Raw genomic sequence first — 17,923 nt, 5'->3', positions numbered from 1 at the left:
TCAACTCCTGACAATGCTGTCTGAATATGGACTATAAAATTTGTTGTTTTTATTAACAAAAACTCCCTCTCTTATTACATCAAGTGGAGTAATTTTGTTCACTGATGAATATTTTTTCATCAGTGCTTTATTTAATTCTTCAGGCCTCACATTTCCTCTGCTGCCTGTGACAACAGCAAACTTCCATAAATCTTTTTCCACAATTTCAGCAGAAAATATTCTCGGTTTTAAGTCCACTTCTCTATCTGCTTTATTTCGCCTTTTTCGGACAACGATAATTTTATCTTCTTTCATAAATTCATCCAGCATTTTTTTCTGCTTTTTTAAATTCAAATTTTCATTAAAATTAAAATTTATTGTATATACAGCAGTATTTAAAATAGAAGATAAAGATTTTGTGCTTTTATCTATTTTAACTGCTTGAATAAATCTTACTCCTGATGGAGAAACATTATTTAATCTGTTAATAATCACTTCTGTTTCCAACTTTTCCGCTAATTCTAAATCAAAATATTCTCCTCTGCTGATAATTCCCACTGCAAGTGGAGGTCCTACTGATAATTTTATCTGTGGATTAAATCCACCACTAAAAACAGCAGGAAGTTTGGACCGTCTAACAATTCTCCTCAGTGTTTTTATAAGCTGAAGGTGAGATATATACATAACATCCTCAAGTTTGGAAAATTTTATTCTATAAAGCATTTCCATCACCACTCATCAGTTCCAAACCAGCAGAAAAGCTGTCACAGACTGCACAGCCTGTACAGCTTTCAAATCTGCAGTCAGCCGTTCTCTCACCACTAAAAGATTTTTGATATTCTTTAAATAAAAAATCCCTGCTGACACCAATATCCAGTATTTCCCAGGGGAATACTTCTTCGTCCTCCCTCATGCACAGATAATCTTTGGGATTAATATCATTTTCTCTAAAAGCTTCTCCCCAGAGTCGTGGATTGAATAATTCGTTCCATCCTTCAAATCTACTTCCTTTTTTCCAGGCATCTGCAATAACAGGTGCAAGTCTCCTGTCTCCACGAGCTATAACTCCCTCAAGCCTGCTTAATTCTGGATCATTCCAGCTGAAGTTTAATCCCCTTCCCCTTAGATTATCACGCAAATAATTCTGTTTTTCTATAATTTCTTCAACCTCATCCATCTTTACCCACTGAAACGGAGTGAAAGGTTTGGGAATGAATGTTGATACACTGACTGAAATTTCTATCTGCCTCATCTTTTTTTTGGTATTTCTTCTTATTTGACGACCAATTTCCAGAACCTTTCTGGCCATTCTAACTATACCTTCTATATCTTCCATAGTTTCTATTGGCAGACCAATCATAAAATAAAGCTTTATTTTTGACCAGCCGCTTTCAAAAGCAGCTCGAGCTGCACTGTAGAGTTCTTGTTCATCCACATTTTTATTAATAACATCTCTCAAACGCTGTGTACCAGCCTCAGGTGCAAAAGTTAGACCAGTTTTGCGGACTTTCTGAACTTCTTCTGCCAGTTCCACAGAAAATTTATCCACTCTTAATGAAGAAAGAGAAATGCTTATCTTTCTATCACTAAAACGGCGGTTCATTTCTTTTACAAGTTTTTTTATTTCTATATAATCTACTGTGCTTAAAGAAGTAAGAGATATTTCTTCAAAACCGGTACTGTCAACAGCTCTTTCAGCCAGATCAACAAGCCTTTCTATACTTCTTTCTCTGACAGGCCGGTAGGTCATTCCGGCTTCACAAAATCTACAGCTTCTTGTACACCCTCTTGAAATTTCTAGAACAATTCTATCATGAACTGTATCTTTATAAGGTACAATAAAATTAACCGGATAAAATGCTTGATCGAGATTTTTCACCAGCTGTTTTTTCACTTTTTCTTTATCTGTTTTGGAGCTGCTATATGACAAAACTTTTCTGTCTTCATATTTAACATCATACAGTGAAGGTACATAAATACCTGATAATTTATTTAATTCAACTAAAATTTCTTTTTTATTCAAAAAACTATCTTTAAGCTGCTGATATTTTTTAAGAAATGGTATAATTAAATCTTCTGCTTCTCCTACAAAAAATAAATCAATGAAATCAGCTATCGGTTCCGGATTAAAAACATTTGCCCCACCAGCAATAACAAGAGGAGCTTCTTCTTTCCTTTCACAGCTGTAAATAGAAATACCACTCAAATCAAGCATATTTAATATATTTGTATAACTCATCTCATACTGAAGTGTAAATCCAATTAAGTCAAAATCTTTAATTTCATGATAGCTCTCCAGTGTAAATAAAGGAATGTCAATATCTCTCATTAATTTCTCCATATCAGTCCAGGGAGCATAAACTCTTTCTGCAATAAATTCTTCTTCAGAATTTATCAGATGATAAAGTATTTTTAAACCTAAATGTGACATAGCAAGTTCATAAACATCAGGAAACGCAAGTGCAATTTTTAGTTTATCTGGTGACCATTCTTTTCTAACAGAATTCCATTCATTACCAATATATCTTTCTGGATTTGAAATTCTATGTAAATTTTTATTAATTTTTTCTTTATACTGCAAAAAACCACCTCATTAAATTTTCAAAACACTTTTAAAATATAATTTTATTTTTTCTTAAATTGACATTAATCACTATTCCAACTGCCAGAAGTGAAGTGGTCATAAAAGTACCACCATAACTAATAAAAGGAAGTGGAATACCTGTTATAGGCATAATTCCCATTGTCATTCCTATATTCTCCAAAATATGGAATAAAAACATAGCCATTATACCGACAGCTACCAAATACCCATATCTATCTCTCGCATTTTCTGCAACATTCATAAACTGCCAGAGCAAAAATAAATATAACAAAATCACAGCTGCTGAACCAATAAATCCAAACTCTTCTCCAATTACTGAAAAAATAAAGTCTGTGTGTTTTTCTGGTAAAAAATTAAGCTGATTTTGTGTCCCTGCAAATAAGCCTTTGCCGGTTATTCTGCCGGAGCCAAGAGCAATTTTAGACTGGATAATGTTATAACCACTGCCGTATGGATCTACATCAGGATTTATAAAAACAATCAATCTATTCAGCTGATATTCCTGAAGAAAAGGTAAAGGGGTATCAATCATCACATGAGCAGTAATAATCAGCACTACTATTAAAAATCCTCCACCAAAAATAGCTGCCATTATTTTTAGATTTCCTCCACCTGCAAACATCATAACTAAATATATAAAAAACAGCACAAGTGCTGTCCCCAAATCATTCTGCAGAATTATTAACGAAAATGGAATAAAAGCAGCAACAGAGGGAAGAAACATCCCTTTTAAATAACCTAAATCATCAGAATTATTATCTAGTATGGCTGCCAGTACTAGAATGAGCATAATTTTAGCAAGCTCAGCCAGCTGAATATTAAAAGGTCCAATACTTAACCAGCGTTTTCCACCGGCAATTGTTCGACCAAAAAACAAAATTACAGTTAAAAGAAAAATCATAAAACTGTATATAAAAGGAGCATATTCTTTGAAAATTTTGTAATCAAAAAATTGCAAAACAATAACTGCAATAATTCCCAGCACAACTGAAATAATTTGTTTTTGCAGATAAAAAAACCCGGTAGAATCAACTTTGTTAACTTCAGTAGCACTGCTTATTACCATCAGACCTATAAATATTAATAATAGTACAGTTAAGGGAATATTAAAATTCAAATAGCGCAGTAATTTTTTATTCCATCCCATAAAATAACACCTTTATCTTGATCCTTTAAGGGGAAAATTTGCTACAAGTGCTGTCATATCCTCTTCTCTTTTTACATCCATTTCAATTTTGCTCGAATCAACGTCAATATATTTTGTCAGTACTTCAATTAATTCTTCCTTCATAGATTCCATTTCATCTGAAGTTAATTTGATTCTATCCTGAACCAATACAAACTGAAGACGCTCTTTAGCCACATTTTTACTGGATTTATCTTCTTTATTTTTAAATCCAAGCCATTTTAAAATATCGATATTAATCCCCCCTCATCTAGGATAAACCAACTAATTTTTTAAATCTGCTTAAAAAGCTTTCCTTTTCAAGTTTCATAATCGGAAGATCTTCTCCCATTATTCTTCTAGCAATATTTCTATATGCCTGTCCTGCTTTTGATTTATCATTTAAAGCAATGGGCTCTCCTCTATTTGTAGAAACTACTATCCCCTCATCTTCAGGTACAATACCAAGAAGTTCAATTGCAAGTATCTCTATCATATCTTCTATACCCATCATATCACCTTTTTCGACCATATCCACTCTAATCCGATTAATAATAACTTCCGGTTTATATATACCCTCAGCCTCTAAAAGCCCAATTATTCTATCAGCATCCCTAACAGCTGAAACCTCTGGTGTAGTAATTATAACAGCCCTATCAGCTCCAGAAATTGCATTTTTAAAACCCTGCTCAATTCCAGCTGGAGAATCAACTATAACATAATCCATATCTTCTTTTAACTTTTCTATTAACTCTTTCATCTGATATGGTGTTACTGAAGTTTTATCTCGTGTCTGTGCGGCCGGAAGAAGAAATAATCCATCATACCTCTTATCGCGAATCATAGCCTGTTCCATTCTACAGTTATTTTCAACAACATCAACAATATCATATACTATTCTATTTTCTAATCCCATTACAACATCAAGATTACGCAGCCCAATATCTGCATCTATTAAACATACTTTTTTATCATGCATTGCAAGTGCTGTTCCAATATTAGCAGTAGAAGTAGTTTTCCCCACTCCACCTTTTCCTGATGTAACAACAATAGTTGTTCCTGCCAAATTTCATCCCCCCTAAAATATTATTTATAATTTTTCAACTATAATTACTCCATCTTTAATATAAGCCTTTTCTGGTTCCAATTCAGCTGTATAAGCATCATCAGGTGAACGAGCAATTAAAGAAGCTATACGAAGTTGTGTAGGATTAAGCTTTAAAGCAGCAACCTTCGCTTCTCTGCTTCCACCTGCTCCAGCATGTACAACACCTTTAAGTCTTCCAAATACTATTATATCCTCTCCTGCTATCACTTCAGCTCCCGGGTTTACATCTCCTATAATAACTATACTTTTAAAATGCTTAATCATCTGTCCGGATCGCAGTGTTCTATTAATAATTAAAGCTTTATCTCCTTCACTATCAGCTTTTTGGGTAGACTGCTGAGCAGTAAAATATATTTCCCTCACTTTATTATAATTCTGGACAATATCCATCAGCTGCTGCATTTCTGAAAAAGTTAATTTTACTCCATTTAAGTTAATATAAAGACAGATACCTTTAAAAAAATCTCCAGCTTCTTTGGCATGAAGTTTTACAGAACTTTTGATCTGTTCAAAATTTACTCCTGCCCTAAAATTCATTAAAACCCCATCTGTAACTGCCTGAAATGAAAAAACTGAACTCATGCAATCTCTCCTCAAATATGCTAATTATTATATAATATTCTTTAATCAAATATAAATTCCTTCTACTCATCTAAAATATTTCTTTTACTGTGATAATATATTTTTTTTCTTCCATTGCTGAAATTTTTTAATCCAAAATAATAACCCATTATATCTCTGGCTATTGGTACTGTAAAAGAACTGGAGCCACCGTTTTCCAGAAAAACCAGGACAGCAATTTCTGGTTTTTCATATGGTGCAAATCCGCCAAACCAGCCATGATTATTTTCAGTTGATGTCTGAGCAGTACCAGTTTTACCTGCCACTTCTATCGGAAAATTTTTAAAATATCTGTTTGCAGTTCCATATGTTTTATTTGTAACTTCATACATACCTTCTTTAAGAACAGCAAATGTTTCTGGAGCTACTGAAGCAAGATTTTCTTTTAACACAGGTTTAAAATCAACCAAAATCTTACCATCAGGATCAACTATTTTATCTGCAATCTGAGGTTTATACATAGCACCATCACTGGCAATAGCCGCTATCAGCTCTGTGATCTGTATTGGTGTAGTTAAAAGTCCTCCCTGACCAATAGAAAGATTAACTGAATCACCTGGATACCAGTTTTCAGAAAAAGTTTTCTGCTTCCATTCATCATCTGGAACCAAACCCGATTTTTCTCCTGGAAGATCTATCCCTGTTTTTTTCCCTAGTCCATATTTATGAGCATATCTGGCCAGCATTTTTCCTTTATACTCTTTGTATAAATCAAATCCCAGCTGATAAAATATTATATTATTTGACCTGGCAATAGCTTTTGTAAAATCCAGCTTGCCTTCTCCACCATAATGCCAGTTTCTAAAAGGTCTGGACCAGTTAGGTAAATAAAAAACACCTGATGAGTCATAAAAATTTGTGTCAGCCCTTACTCCTAATTCCTCCACTGCTGCAGTACCTGTTACCAGTTTAAAGATAGAGCCAGGTGGTACAGCTGACATAATAGTTCTGTCGATCATCGGTTTTAATTTATTATTTAACAGAGAACTATACTCATTTTCGGAAATACCCCTGGCAAATAAGTTTAAATTGTAATCCGGAACACTTGTGATTGATAAAATTGACCCATCTCTAACATCCATTACAATAGCTGCAGCTCCAGTTGGTTTATTTCTTTTCGGGTCATCTTCTGCTTCTCTGCGCAGTTTTTCGAAATTTTCTTCCAGCAATTTTTCAGCTGCCTGCTGCAGATCAAAATCAATATTTAATATTAAATTATTTCCGGGTTCAGGACTTTTTATACCAATAGTTTTAACTTTTCTACCTCTACTGTTTACCTCTATCTGCTCAGCACCTGTTTGACCTCTAAGATAAAGTTCATACTCTCTTTCAAGACCTGCTTTACCAATTAAATCTCCACCCGAATAATTATATCCTGCTTTATTAAGTTTAATTAATTCATTTTTATTTATCTCACCAATATAGCCAGTTGCATGAACCATTGTTTCTGGATAAACATAATCCCTAAGTGAAGATTCTTTAACAAAAATACCGGGCAGTACATCATTATTTTCTGCAACAACAACCATTGTTTCTTTTGCTAAATTTCTTTTTAAAATAATTGGCTCTAAGCTGTCTTCATGAAAACTGCGGTTATAATTATCCAGTAATATTTTATAATCAATTGAGGCTATTTCTGAAAGTTTTTTTAATATATTTTTTGGGTTTTCAGCAGGAGGAATTTCATTTGGAAGCAGATATAAGCTGTAGGTTAATTTATTTGATACAATTACCCTATTTTTTCGATCAATTATCTTTCCTCGGGGTGCATTAATTGGTCTAATTGAAATCCTGTTACCTTCCGATAATTCATAATAATAATTTCCTCTGACAATCTGCAGATAACCCGCTCTAACAAGCATTACTGCAAAAATAATAATAATTATAATGCGCAAAAATTTTACTCTATCCAATCAACTGCCCCCTCACTTAACAAAAAATAATAAAAGAGATAAAATACAAATGCAATAGAAGCATTTATAAATGCAAGCGGCAATATAATATTAATAAACAATGATATAAAATCAAAATTATAATTAAAATTTTCTTTTAAAAGTATGAACAAAGTTTCGTGTAAAATGGTAGCCATAAAGACTACTGCAGGAGGAATAACAAAATTTTCCGCAAAAAACCTTCCAGAAAGAGCAGAAGAAAAAAAAGTAACTATTGGTTTGACTATGGTAAAAGCACCTATAAATTCCCCAAGTAAAATATCCTGAAGTATTCCGGCAGTAAGGGCTGAAACAGCCGAAGATTTATATCCCTTAATTAAAGATTTGAGAACAACAAAAACGAGCAAAAAATCCGGTATATATATTAACGATGGGAAAAACGTTCTGACAGATAACTGGCAGAGCAGCAAAACTATTAATATCAAAAAACTGTAAGCATAATCTCTCAATTTAATCTCTCCAGTTAAAATTCGGTTATGACCAGTACTTCTTCTATTGTAACTGTATCAGCAAAAAGCTGCAGCTCTGCTTTCTGGGAAACACCATAATTATCAGCTGTCACTTCTGTAATTTCTGCAATCTTTAATCCCGGTGGGTAATTATTTGATAGGCCGGAAGTTACTACGGTATCACCAACTGCTATATCTTCATTCCAGGCAATATTATCCATTATATTCATTTTCTTACCACCTACAGATCCTCTTATAAGTCCAATAGCTCTTGAATCTTCCCTGGAAATTATTCCTCCAACCACAAACTCACTGTCATTAACCAGCATTACATGTGATGAATTACTGCCGACATAATCAATCTTACCCACAAGAAAACCATTATATGTGATAACTGGCATTCTATTTCTTATACCGTCTTCAGCTCCTCTATTAATTATAATCTTTTTTTCCCAATTAGTAGAAGAATTTCCTATAACTTCAGCACCTAAAACTTCAAAATCATTGGCTTCTTTAAATGACAGCATGCTTCTCAATCTATTGTTTTCTCTAATCACACTCTGTATTATCATTTTCTGCCGGTCTATTGAAGCAATTTCCTTTTTTAATCTCCTATTTTCCTCAATGAGATCATTAATAGAAAACAGGGCAGAAAAATATCCTGTAACTTGATCATATACTTTGTTTATCAAATTAAGTACAGGTGTAAAAAGATTAAATATCCGACTGGAAATCCAGTTCAAAAAAGAAATTTCTATATCATTTAAAAATAAAAATCCTAGTATAGATAAAATTAGAACAATAAAAATCAATGTAATAATAGAGGTCCTGTTAAAATCAAACAACAGGTACACCTCCTATGATAGTTTTTTGGGAGTTATAAGTATTTTTTTAAGTGAATCGATTTCTTCTAAAGCTATTCCAGTTCCTTTTACAACACAATCAAGAGGATCATCAGCAATGTGAACAGGCATCTGTGTTTCTCTTATTAAAAGCTGATCTAACCCCTGAAGCAGTGCACCACCACCTGTAAGTATAATACCTCTATCCATCACATCAGAAGCAAGTTCTGGTGGTGTTTTTTCCAGTGTCATTTTAACAGCATCAATAATGCTGATAACAGGTTCTTCTAAAGCTTTTTGAATTTCTTCTCCTGTTATTTCTATAGTCTTTGGAAGACCGGTAACCATATCCCTTCCTCTTATTTCTTTGCTTCCCTGTAATTCTTCACTAAAAGCTGCACCAATGTCTATTTTTATTTCTTCAGCTGTTCTTTCTCCTATCATTAAATTATACTTTCTTTTAACATACTGAACTATAGCATCATCCATTTCATCTCCACCAATTCGGATAGATCTGCTGGTAACTATACCGCCAAGTGATATAACTGCAACTTCTGTAGTTCCACCACCGATATCCACAATCATATTCCCAGTCGGTTCATGTACCGGCAGTCCTGAACCAATTGCAGCGGCCATCGGTTCTTCAATTAAATATGCCTCCCTCGCCCCTGCATGTACTGCGGCATCTATTACTGCTCTTTTTTCTACTTCAGTAACACCAGAAGGAACACAGATAATTATCCTCGGCCTAACCATACGGCTCCTCTTGTGTGCCTTTGTAATAAAGTATCTGAGCATTGTTTCGGTTACATCAAAATCTGCGATAACCCCATCTTTCATTGGTCTAACTGCAATTATATTTCCAGGAGTTCTTCCAATCATCCTTTTTGCATCATCTCCAACAGCCAGAACTTCCTGCTTATTTTTTCGCAGAGCCACAACAGATGGTTCCCGAATCAATATTCCTTTCCCTTTAATATATACGAGTGTATTGGCAGTTCCCAGGTCAACTCCCATATCCCTGGAAAACGGTGCACTCAGAAATTCAAATATCATCTATGAAATACCCCTTTCAAATCAAATCTTTTTCTTTTAAACTTACATATTTTCCATCACCAATTATTATATGGTCAATCAGTTCAATACCCAGTATTGTTCCAGATTTAGCAATTTTTTTGCTGATTCTGATATCATCAGGGCTCGGTGTAGGTTCACCACTTGGATGATTATGTGCCATAATGATTGCAGCACTATTTTTGCGTATCGCTTCTTTAAAAACATCTCTGGGATGTACAATTGAACTTGATAATCCACCTTTTGTAATTTCAGCAATTTTAATAACTTTATTTTTAACATCAAGCAGCACTGTTTTTACAACTTCCTGCTCTAAATGCCTCATATCTTCCATTAGCAGTTCAGCTGCTTTAGATGGAGTAAAAATCGTTTTCCCTTTTTTTGCCTTTGTTTTAGAAATTCTTTTTGATAGTTCTACTAAAGAAGATATCTGTGCTGCTTTTGCTTTACCAACACCTTTAACAGCCGTCAGTTCTTCACAGCTTAAATTAATTAAATTTTTTAGTCCTCCAAAATAATTAATAATATACTGAGCAAGCTCCACAGCAGTTTTTTCTCTACTTCCAGTCCTAATAATTAGTGCCAGTAGTTCTGCATTACTTAAAAACTCTGCTCCTTTAGAAAGCAGTTTTTCTCTGGGTCTTTCTTCTTTTGGCAATTCTTTGATGGTAAACCTGCCTTTTTCGGCCTCCATCAAAATAAACTCCTTTCTCTTATAAGATTCCATAATTAAATTTCTTCAACATTTTTGATAATTGATTTAAAGGCAGTCCAACTACAGAATAATAAGAACCTTTAATTTCTCTAACAAATAATGATCCAAATCCCTGTATAGCATATGCTCCAGCTTTATCCATCGGTTCCCCTGTTTCAAGATATTTATCTATCTCTTCTTCTGAAATTTCTTCCATAAATACACTGGTAATATTATGTTCTACCAGATATTCATCTGTTTCAGAATTCATTACAGCCACACCTGTTATAACCTGATGCTCTTTACCACTTAAAGCTGAAAGCATATTTTTAGCATCTTCTGCATCTTCCGGTTTGTTCAGAACTCTATCCTGAGCTACAACAACAGTATCTGCAGCAATTATAATAGCTTCTTCAACCAGCTCTGAAACAGATTCAGCCTTTGCAAATGCCAATTTTTCCACCATATCAACAGGTTTTAAACCATTAAACTGACTTTCATCTATTCTGCTCGGAACTATTGTGAATTGAAGTTTCAGCTGTTTTAAAAGTTCTTCCCTTCTCGGGGAAGCTGAAGCTAACACGAGTTTTCCCATTATTTCACCTCCCGGTAAGAGAAGTGGGCAAATATGAAACTGTAAAAAAACTAACCAGGCCAACACTTATTCCCGTAGGTACTGCAAGTAATGTTAAAAATGGCAGATAATAAAAGACAGCAGCATTTTCGATTATTAGATATGCTATAACTATTTGTCCTATATTATGTGTAACTGCCCCAATTACACTGACACCTATCAGGCTGAATTTATCTTGAAAAAACTCATAAACAAAATACATCATAAAAAAACTCAACAATCCACCACTTAAACTTAAATAAAAATTTATAGTCATAAAAGTACCCGCAAGAAGTGAACCTATAATAATTCTCAACAGCACAATCTGCAGCCCACCACTAAATCCAAACAGAACAATTCCAATTAAACTTACGATATTAGCCAGCCCCAATTTGGCGCCCGGCACTACAGCAGTTAATGGAAGCATAGTTTCCACAAAATGCATAATAAGACCTAATCCAACTAATAAACCTATAATAACTATTTTCCTAGTTCTAATCACTGATCTACCCTTCTTTTCAATATCATCATTACCAGCTCATACCATCAACTTCTGCATCTGAAGATTCAATCCAAATACCAATCTTGTTTGGGACACAGATAATAATAGGACCCTGCTGCTCTATCCAGCCGGTTTTTTCGCATATTTTTAGGGGATCATCATCCGGTGCTTCTTTAACCCTAACTTTTCCCTGATATGCTTCAATTTTATGTATACCTATTGGTCCAGCCACCTCAAATACAACAGGTTTAGAAAAGGTATTTTCCAGTGGAAATCTTTTAACCTCTTTTCCATTTGATTCAATAATGAGATAAAGATTTTCTGAATCACCCTGCTGAAAATAATAAAAAGGCGCAAAAAGCATTAATAAACTGGCAATAATTATCATTATAATCAAAATTTTATCATAAAACGTAATAATATCATTTATCTTCAAATAAATTCACCACAATTTATTAATTTGTACTATCATTAATTAATATTTTAACATCTTTTAGCTGTTATGTCCACATATCTGTAAATATCATAAACAAAAGAAAACCCGGCTTAAGCCGGGTATATAAGTGTAAAGATTAAATTGAAATTACATTTTTAATCATTCACTTCTCAACTTCTTATAAGTCTTTTTCATAAAAGAGGTCAACTGCATCAACATTACATGCTTCAAAACACAAACCACACTGAATACACTTGTCCTGATCTATTACATGCCTTTCTTTAACTTCACCCGAAATAGCATCAACAGGGCATGCCTTTGCACATAATGTACAGCCAACACATTTATCATTAATTTCTACTTGCTGAATTCTTTCAGCCTGAAATTTTATTGTTCCAGTTGGACATTTTTCTGCACAGAGACCACAGTTAACACATTTATCATAATCAATTACTGCCAGATTATCCTGCATTTCTATTGCATCAACCGGACAAACTCTTGCACAAATACCGCATCCTATACAGCCTACTTCACATATTTTTCTAACTAATTTTCCGGAGTCATGAGAAGAACATCTAATATGTGTTTTAGCAGAATTTGGTGCCAGAAGCAGTATATTGTGCGGACATGCTTCAACACATTTACCACACGCTGTACATTTTTCCGGGTCAATTTCTGGAAGACCATTTTCCCCCATTACAATTGCATCAAAAGGACAAACAGCCTCACAGTCACCAAATCCAAGACAGCTGAATGAACATATTTTTTCTCCACCATTTATTGCATCTGCTGCCTGACAGGTTTCAATCCCCTTATATTCTCCTCTGCGTCTGGCTTCTTTTTTACCACCACCACAGAGAAGTTCTGCTACTATTTTGGTAGAACTGCCTGCATCTTTTCCTAAAATATCTCCTATATTACTGGCAACCTTGTCACCACCAACCGGGCATCCATTTACCGGTGCATCACCTTCTACAACAGCTTCAGCAAAACTGGCACATCCTGCATAACCACATGCACCACAATTAGCTCCCGGTAAAACATCTTCTACTTTATCTATACGTGGGTCCTGGTCAATTACAAATTTCTTTGAAGCAAAACCTAAACCAGCTGCTAATAGAGCACTTATACCACCCATGCTTAAAATCGAATATATATATACTGAATCCATTTATCTGTATTCCACCTCCAACTACATCGAAATAAGGCCAGAAAAGCCCATAAATGCCATTGCCATAATTCCAGCTATAATTAAAGTAATCGGTACACCCCTTAAAGTACCGGGGACATCACCAAATTCCAGTCCTTCCCTTAAACCGGCCATTAATACTATAGCCAGAGTAAAACCTACACCGGCACCAAATCCAAATACAACACTGGCAATAAAGCTGTATCCATTTAAAGGAATCAGCAGAGCCAGTCCGAGTATCGCACAGTTAGTTGTAATTAAAGGTAAAAAGATACCCAGTGCTTTATATAAAACAGGACTCGTTTTTTTGATAAACATTTCCACAAACTGAACCAGAGATGCTATTACAATTATAAAGGATACATACTGTAAAAAAGGAAGATTTAAAGCTTCCAAAATAAAAGTATTTATCAGCCAGGTTGCTGCTGCAGTAAGGGTCATAACAAATGTTGTTGCTAATCCCATACTAAAAGCTGTTTCTACATGTTTAGAAACACCAAGGAATGGACATATTCCCAGGAATCTAACCAGTATAAAGTTATTTATTAAAACTGTACTGATAAATAACAGTATTACCTGTGTGAACTGTTCCATTATTTAACCCTCCCTGCTGATCAAGTTCATAATACCAACTAAAATACCAAGCGTTATAAAAGCTCCGGCTGGCAGAACCATAATAATCATCGGTTTATACCATGCACCTAAAATCTGAAAACCAAAGATTGAACCCATACCAAATAGCTCTCTAACTGCACCTAAAAGAGTCAGTGCCCAGGTAAAACCTATACCCATGCCTAGCCCATCAGCAATAGCTCTATGTACAGGATTTCTGGATGCAAAAGCTTCCTGTCTTCCCAGAATCAGACAGTTAACAACTATAAGTGGTATAAACAGGCTCAAAGATGCCGCAATACCTGGATAAAAAGCTTTAAGGAAATAATCAGTAAATGTTACAAAGGTAGCTATTATAAGAATATAACTTGGAATACGAACATTTTTGGGTATCAATTTTTTAATTAAAGATATTACAATTTCTGAAGAAATCAATACAAAAGAAGTCGCTATCCCCATAGCCAGTCCATTTTCTGTAGTATTAGTAACAGCTAAAGTTGGACACATTCCAATAACTAATCTAAAAATAGGGTTTTCGTTCCAGAGACCATTTTTAAAATCATCAAGCAGTTGACTGGCCATTACATTCCACCTCCATATGCACTCTGTATTGTACTTACTGCATTTTCTATTATGGTAGTAACCTTTTCAGAAGAAATAGTAGCACCCGAAATTGCTTCTACTTCTGTCTGCTCAGCAGCTTCTCTTTTTACTACTGTATAATCACCAAAAGGTTTATTTACAAAATTGCTTTTATATGCATCTTCTGTAATTCTAGCTCCTAAACCCGGTGTTTCTGAATGAGTTAAAATGCTGATTCCATAAATTTTTTCTTCATTTAAATTTACCCCAATCATCAATTCAATCTGTCCCTGAAAACCTCCACCAGTTGCGATATATGCAACACCCACACGTGAACCTGCATTATTGTAACCTTCATAAAAAGTATGTCCATTTTTAGTTACTTCTTCAAATTTTTCTGCACCGGGCAGCACATTAAATACTGCTTTTTCCTGAGCGACTGCCTGATGTTCCTTTATGTAAGGTGTTGTCCACTGGTATACAAAAGCCAGTGTAAGGGCAGAGATTATTCCAATTATTGTTAAAGTAAGAACTAATCTTCCAATACTCTCTTTTTCCATTTATCTCACCTCTCCTAAGGAACGAGGCCTTGTATATCTATTAATGAGTGGAACTGTGGTATTCATCAGCAGTATAGCATACATTACTCCTTCTGGATATCCACCCCAGAGCCTGATGATTACAACAATTAAACCTGCACCTATTCCGAAAATCCAGCGGCCATTTTTAGTCACCGGTGAAGAAACCATATCTGTTGCCATAAACAATGACCCCAGCATTAATCCACCTGCAAAAAGATGAAAAATAGGATTTGCCCCAAAAACCAGTGTAAAAATAAACACTGTTCCTACCATTCCTACTGGAATCCTCCAATTTACATATCCTTTATAAAGCAGAAATGCGAAACCAAGTAATAGTGCAAGGGCAGATGTTTCTCCCAGAGATCCACCTACATGACCAACAAATAAATTCCATGTATCAGCTGCAATTCCCTGCATCTTCATATTATTTAGGGGAGTTGCAGAACTTACTCCATCCACAGTCCAGGTTGTCATAATCACCGGATAAGCTGCCATTAAAAAAGCTCTTCCTACAAGTGCAGGATTAAATGGATTATATCCGATTCCACCAAATACCTGTTTCCCAAGTCCTATCGAAACTACCGCTCCTAGCAGAACTGTCCACAGTGGTATAGATGGTGGTAATGTTAAAGCCAGTAAAACACCTGTTACAACTGCACTTCCATCTTTGATGGTTATTTTTTTGCCTCTTACTTTCTGAAAAACATACTCTGTCAGAACTGCTCCAAGAACACTTACCACTACTATAGAAAGGGCCCGAGCCTGGAAAAAGTATATTGCAGCAAACACAGCCGGTATCAGTGATATTACAACCGACCACATAATTTTGCTAACAGAATCTGCAGCTCTGATGTGTGGTGAAGATGTTACAATCAGTTGCTCGTTATTCATTTTCATCCTCCTTATTGCTCTTTCCTTCTCCGGGCCATAACCTGGCCTTTCCCAATTCTAAGATAATGTACCAGTGGTATTTTAGCTGGACACACATAAGAACATGACCCACATTCAATACAGCTTAATACCTGATATTCTTCCAGCTCATCCACCATATCATTTTTCGTATAATTAACAAGTTGAGTAGGCATTAAAAACATAGGGCATGCATCCACGCATTTTGCACAATTTATACATGGAGAGGGCTCATAAGCATCTACTTCTTCTCTCGGCAAAATTAAAATCCCGGAAGTACCTTTAACTGTAGGGATATCAAGATCTTTTTGGGCAAATCCCATCATCGGTCCTCCCAAAATGACTTTCCCTGGTTCACCCTTAAATCCACCGGCCTGATCAATTAAGTCTGCAATAGATGTACCAATCCTATAAACAAGATTTTGAGGTTTTTCCACTCCTCTGCCTGTAATAGTTATAGCCCTCTCTATCAGTGGTTTTCCCTTTCTAATTGCATCTGCTACTGCAGCTGAAGTGGAAGTATTATTAACAACAACCCCAACATCCAGCGGAAGGCCACCGGCAGGTACTTCTCTACCAAGGATGGATTCTATAAGCATTTTCTCACCACCCTGTGGATATTTTGTTTCTAGTTCTTTGACTTCGATTTTCTCGTCATCTGCAGCAGCGTCCTTCATACTGGCTATTGCTTCAGGCTTATTTACCTCAATTCCAATAAAAGCCTTTTCTGCGCCAGCTGCTTTCATTAAAGCTTTTAAGCCAAAGACCACAGTTTCCGGTCTTTCTACCATGACTCTGTGGTCAACAGTTAAATACGGCTCACACTCTGCCCCATTTAAAATAACATATTCAACATTTTTGTCATCTGGAATGGAGACTTTTACATGGGTTGGGAACATTGCTCCCCCCATACCTACAATCCCAGCTTCACGAATAATTTTACGAATTTTTTCTCCACTGAGTTCATCCAGATCAGCAAATTTTTCTAAATCGCTGGAGAAGTTATCCTCATCATCTGCTTCAATTACTACAGCATCAGATCGGCTGCCGCCAGGTGTTACTACTTTTTTAATCTCCTTTACTGTTCCTGTTATAGAAGCATGTACAGGTGCACAAACAAAACTATCGCTATCTGCCAGTTTCTGCCCCATATCTACATGATCCCCTTTTTTTACAAGAGTTTTTAATGGAGCTCCTATATGCTGCTGGAGAGGAATAGTAACAACTTCTGGTCGTGCAGCATTTTTTAGGGGTTTATCCTTTGTTAATTCTTTATTATATTCAGGATGTATCCCCTGTTTAAAAGACAAAATACTCACTTTATAATTTCACCCCTTAAATGATTAAAGTATATAAAATAATAAAATATTAAATATAAATAATGACCATTCCTATTATATACTAATATTTAAATAAGAACAACATTAAAATCAAATTATAGCCTAAAAACTTACAATAAATCCATTATACCCAGCTGATTCTATTTCTTTCTCTGCTTTTTCAGCTTCCTCTCTGCTTGTATAGCCAACTATCTGTACTTTGTGGGGGTCTGTATCAGTAATTATAACTTTATAACCTCTAGCTTCTATTTCTTTTTTATACTGCTTGGCATTTTCATAGTTAGCAAATGCACCAACTTGAATACCAAAATCACCACTTTCAACAATTGTTTCAGATTCCACATTATTCTGGTTTTCAGAAACATTGGCCGCAGGTTCAGAGATATTCTGGGACTCAGAAGTATCTACAGCAGAAGTTTCCTCTTTTACTGACTCTGTTTTGGGTTTTTTAAATTCTGTATCCGTTTCTGCTTCACCGGTTGTGGATATACTACTTTCAGTTGAGGTAATTTCTTCCGACTGCTCCTGTGCCATCTGAGGAGTATTATCTTCATTAAGAAGCTGTATTAACCAGCTTCCCAGCAGATATCCAACAAAAATAGCAGCTGCAGCCATAAAAATAACTATCACTGTTAAAGAAAATCCACTTTTTTTCTTCTTTTCAGACATA

At 35.1% G+C, this 17,923-nt stretch carries 21 protein-coding genes; all 21 read right to left on the bottom strand.

All coding sequences use genetic code 11. The annotated features are described in order from the left end of the window. The 21 genes from DER71_RS02355 to DER71_RS02255 all read right to left on the bottom strand — a co-directional run bounded on the left by DER71_RS02355 (window position 1) and on the right by DER71_RS02255 (window position 17,922). Entirely contained in the window at window positions 1-702 is a 702-nt protein-coding gene (locus tag DER71_RS02355) for a TIGR03936 family radical SAM-associated protein (RefSeq protein ID WP_114457581.1), read from the bottom strand. Continuing rightward, on the bottom strand, window positions 692-2,560 hold the full coding sequence (locus DER71_RS02350; RefSeq protein WP_114457505.1) for a TIGR03960 family B12-binding radical SAM protein: 1,869 nt from the start codon (window positions 2,558-2,560) through the stop codon (window positions 692-694). The genes DER71_RS02355 and DER71_RS02350 overlap by 11 nt, the downstream gene beginning before the upstream one ends. 31 nt (window positions 2,561-2,591) lie before the next feature. Further along, window positions 2,592-3,731 carry a rod shape-determining protein RodA gene (gene rodA / locus DER71_RS02345; protein ID WP_114457504.1) on the bottom strand — a complete coding sequence of 380 codons (1,140 nt, stop codon included), beginning with the start codon at window positions 3,729-3,731 and terminating at the stop codon, window positions 2,592-2,594. A 12-nt stretch (window positions 3,732-3,743) separates the two neighbouring features. After that, entirely contained in the window at window positions 3,744-3,998 is a 255-nt protein-coding gene (minE, locus tag DER71_RS02340) for a cell division topological specificity factor MinE (RefSeq protein WP_255416517.1), read from the bottom strand. Window positions 3,999-4,020: 22 nt separating this feature from the next. Next, window positions 4,021-4,815, bottom strand: coding sequence for a septum site-determining protein MinD (minD, locus tag DER71_RS02335; protein WP_114457502.1), 795 nt, complete (start codon window positions 4,813-4,815; stop codon window positions 4,021-4,023). Window positions 4,816-4,839: 24 nt separating this feature from the next. After that, entirely contained in the window at window positions 4,840-5,439 is a 600-nt protein-coding gene (gene minC / locus DER71_RS02330; protein WP_114457501.1) for a septum site-determining protein MinC, read from the bottom strand. A 62-nt stretch (window positions 5,440-5,501) separates the two neighbouring features. Then, entirely contained in the window at window positions 5,502-7,391 is a 1,890-nt protein-coding gene (mrdA, locus tag DER71_RS02325) for a penicillin-binding protein 2 (RefSeq protein ID WP_114457500.1), read from the bottom strand. Next, window positions 7,379-7,879: a rod shape-determining protein MreD gene (gene mreD / locus DER71_RS02320; RefSeq protein WP_158531704.1), complete on the bottom strand. Its 501-nt coding sequence runs from the start codon at window positions 7,877-7,879 to the stop codon at window positions 7,379-7,381. Before mreD ends, mrdA begins: the two co-directional genes overlap by 13 nt. A 14-nt stretch (window positions 7,880-7,893) precedes the next feature. After that, on the bottom strand, window positions 7,894-8,733 hold the full coding sequence (gene mreC / locus DER71_RS02315; protein ID WP_233486964.1) for a rod shape-determining protein MreC: 840 nt from the start codon (window positions 8,731-8,733) through the stop codon (window positions 7,894-7,896). A gap of 3 nt (window positions 8,734-8,736) precedes the next feature. Beyond that, the gene (locus tag DER71_RS02310) at window positions 8,737-9,777 is read right to left on the bottom strand and encodes a rod shape-determining protein (RefSeq protein WP_114457497.1); all 1,041 of its coding nucleotides are present in this window, start codon (window positions 9,775-9,777) and stop codon (window positions 8,737-8,739) included. Between the two features lie 16 nt (window positions 9,778-9,793). Next, window positions 9,794-10,489 carry a DNA repair protein RadC gene (radC, locus tag DER71_RS02305; RefSeq protein WP_114457496.1) on the bottom strand — a complete coding sequence of 232 codons (696 nt, stop codon included), beginning with the start codon at window positions 10,487-10,489 and terminating at the stop codon, window positions 9,794-9,796. Window positions 10,490-10,508: 19 nt separating this feature from the next. Continuing rightward, the gene (locus DER71_RS02300) at window positions 10,509-11,084 is read right to left on the bottom strand and encodes a nucleoside triphosphate pyrophosphatase (protein ID WP_114474251.1); all 576 of its coding nucleotides are present in this window, start codon (window positions 11,082-11,084) and stop codon (window positions 10,509-10,511) included. A 4-nt stretch (window positions 11,085-11,088) separates the two neighbouring features. After that, a complete protein-coding gene (locus DER71_RS02295) occupies window positions 11,089-11,604 on the bottom strand; it encodes a Gx transporter family protein (RefSeq protein WP_114457494.1) in 516 nt (171 codons plus the stop codon). Between the two features lie 28 nt (window positions 11,605-11,632). Next, window positions 11,633-12,040 carry a NusG domain II-containing protein gene (locus tag DER71_RS02290; RefSeq protein ID WP_114457493.1) on the bottom strand — a complete coding sequence of 136 codons (408 nt, stop codon included), beginning with the start codon at window positions 12,038-12,040 and terminating at the stop codon, window positions 11,633-11,635. A gap of 178 nt (window positions 12,041-12,218) precedes the next feature. Beyond that, on the bottom strand, window positions 12,219-13,211 hold the full coding sequence (locus tag DER71_RS02285; RefSeq protein WP_114457492.1) for an RnfABCDGE type electron transport complex subunit B: 993 nt from the start codon (window positions 13,209-13,211) through the stop codon (window positions 12,219-12,221). A 21-nt stretch (window positions 13,212-13,232) separates the two neighbouring features. Beyond that, window positions 13,233-13,823 (bottom strand): electron transport complex subunit RsxA, encoded by a 591-nt coding sequence (rsxA, locus tag DER71_RS02280; protein WP_114457491.1) that lies wholly within the window; start codon window positions 13,821-13,823, stop codon window positions 13,233-13,235. Between the two features lie 3 nt (window positions 13,824-13,826). Beyond that, entirely contained in the window at window positions 13,827-14,423 is a 597-nt protein-coding gene (rsxE, locus tag DER71_RS02275) for an electron transport complex subunit RsxE (RefSeq protein ID WP_114457490.1), read from the bottom strand. After that, window positions 14,423-14,983 carry an RnfABCDGE type electron transport complex subunit G gene (locus DER71_RS02270; protein WP_114457489.1) on the bottom strand — a complete coding sequence of 187 codons (561 nt, stop codon included), beginning with the start codon at window positions 14,981-14,983 and terminating at the stop codon, window positions 14,423-14,425. Before DER71_RS02270 ends, rsxE begins: the two co-directional genes overlap by 1 nt. Beyond that, on the bottom strand, window positions 14,984-15,895 hold the full coding sequence (locus tag DER71_RS02265; protein WP_114457488.1) for an RnfABCDGE type electron transport complex subunit D: 912 nt from the start codon (window positions 15,893-15,895) through the stop codon (window positions 14,984-14,986). A gap of 11 nt (window positions 15,896-15,906) precedes the next feature. Beyond that, window positions 15,907-17,232, bottom strand: coding sequence for an electron transport complex subunit RsxC (gene rsxC / locus DER71_RS02260; RefSeq protein ID WP_114457487.1), 1,326 nt, complete (start codon window positions 17,230-17,232; stop codon window positions 15,907-15,909). Between the two features lie 123 nt (window positions 17,233-17,355). After that, window positions 17,356-17,922, bottom strand: coding sequence for an SPOR domain-containing protein (locus DER71_RS02255; protein WP_114457486.1), 567 nt, complete (start codon window positions 17,920-17,922; stop codon window positions 17,356-17,358). Window position 17,923: the final 1 nt, after the last annotated feature.

This window comes from Halanaerobium sp. DL-01, from assembly GCF_003338615.1.
Classification (GTDB): Bacteria; Bacillota; Halanaerobiia; order Halanaerobiales; family Halanaerobiaceae; genus QPJE01.
This window is presented reverse-complemented; position numbering and strand designations above follow the sequence as displayed.

Excerpts from the sequence above, each read along its gene's own strand:
- DER71_RS02255 (WP_114457486.1), bottom strand. The coding sequence starts at position 17,922 with ATGTCTGAAAAGAAGAAAAAAAGTGGATTTTCTTTAACAGTGATAGTT.
- DER71_RS02310 (WP_114457497.1), bottom strand. The coding sequence starts at position 9,777 with ATGATATTTGAATTTCTGAGTGCACCGTTTTCCAGGGATATGGGAGTT.
- rsxE (WP_114457490.1), bottom strand. The coding sequence starts at position 14,423 with ATGGCCAGTCAACTGCTTGATGATTTTAAAAATGGTCTCTGGAACGAA.
- DER71_RS02355 (WP_114457581.1), bottom strand. The coding sequence starts at position 702 with ATGCTTTATAGAATAAAATTTTCCAAACTTGAGGATGTTATGTATATA.
- DER71_RS02285 (WP_114457492.1), bottom strand. The coding sequence starts at position 13,211 with ATGGATTCAGTATATATATATTCGATTTTAAGCATGGGTGGTATAAGT.
- rsxA (WP_114457491.1), bottom strand. The coding sequence starts at position 13,823 with ATGGAACAGTTCACACAGGTAATACTGTTATTTATCAGTACAGTTTTA.
- DER71_RS02300 (WP_114474251.1), bottom strand. The coding sequence starts at position 11,084 with ATGGGAAAACTCGTGTTAGCTTCAGCTTCCCCGAGAAGGGAAGAACTT.
- rodA (WP_114457504.1), bottom strand. The coding sequence starts at position 3,731 with ATGGGATGGAATAAAAAATTACTGCGCTATTTGAATTTTAATATTCCC.
- minC (WP_114457501.1), bottom strand. The coding sequence starts at position 5,439 with ATGAGTTCAGTTTTTTCATTTCAGGCAGTTACAGATGGGGTTTTAATG.
- radC (WP_114457496.1), bottom strand. The coding sequence starts at position 10,489 with ATGGAGGCCGAAAAAGGCAGGTTTACCATCAAAGAATTGCCAAAAGAA.
- DER71_RS02270 (WP_114457489.1), bottom strand. The coding sequence starts at position 14,983 with ATGGAAAAAGAGAGTATTGGAAGATTAGTTCTTACTTTAACAATAATT.
- DER71_RS02265 (WP_114457488.1), bottom strand. The coding sequence starts at position 15,895 with ATGAATAACGAGCAACTGATTGTAACATCTTCACCACACATCAGAGCT.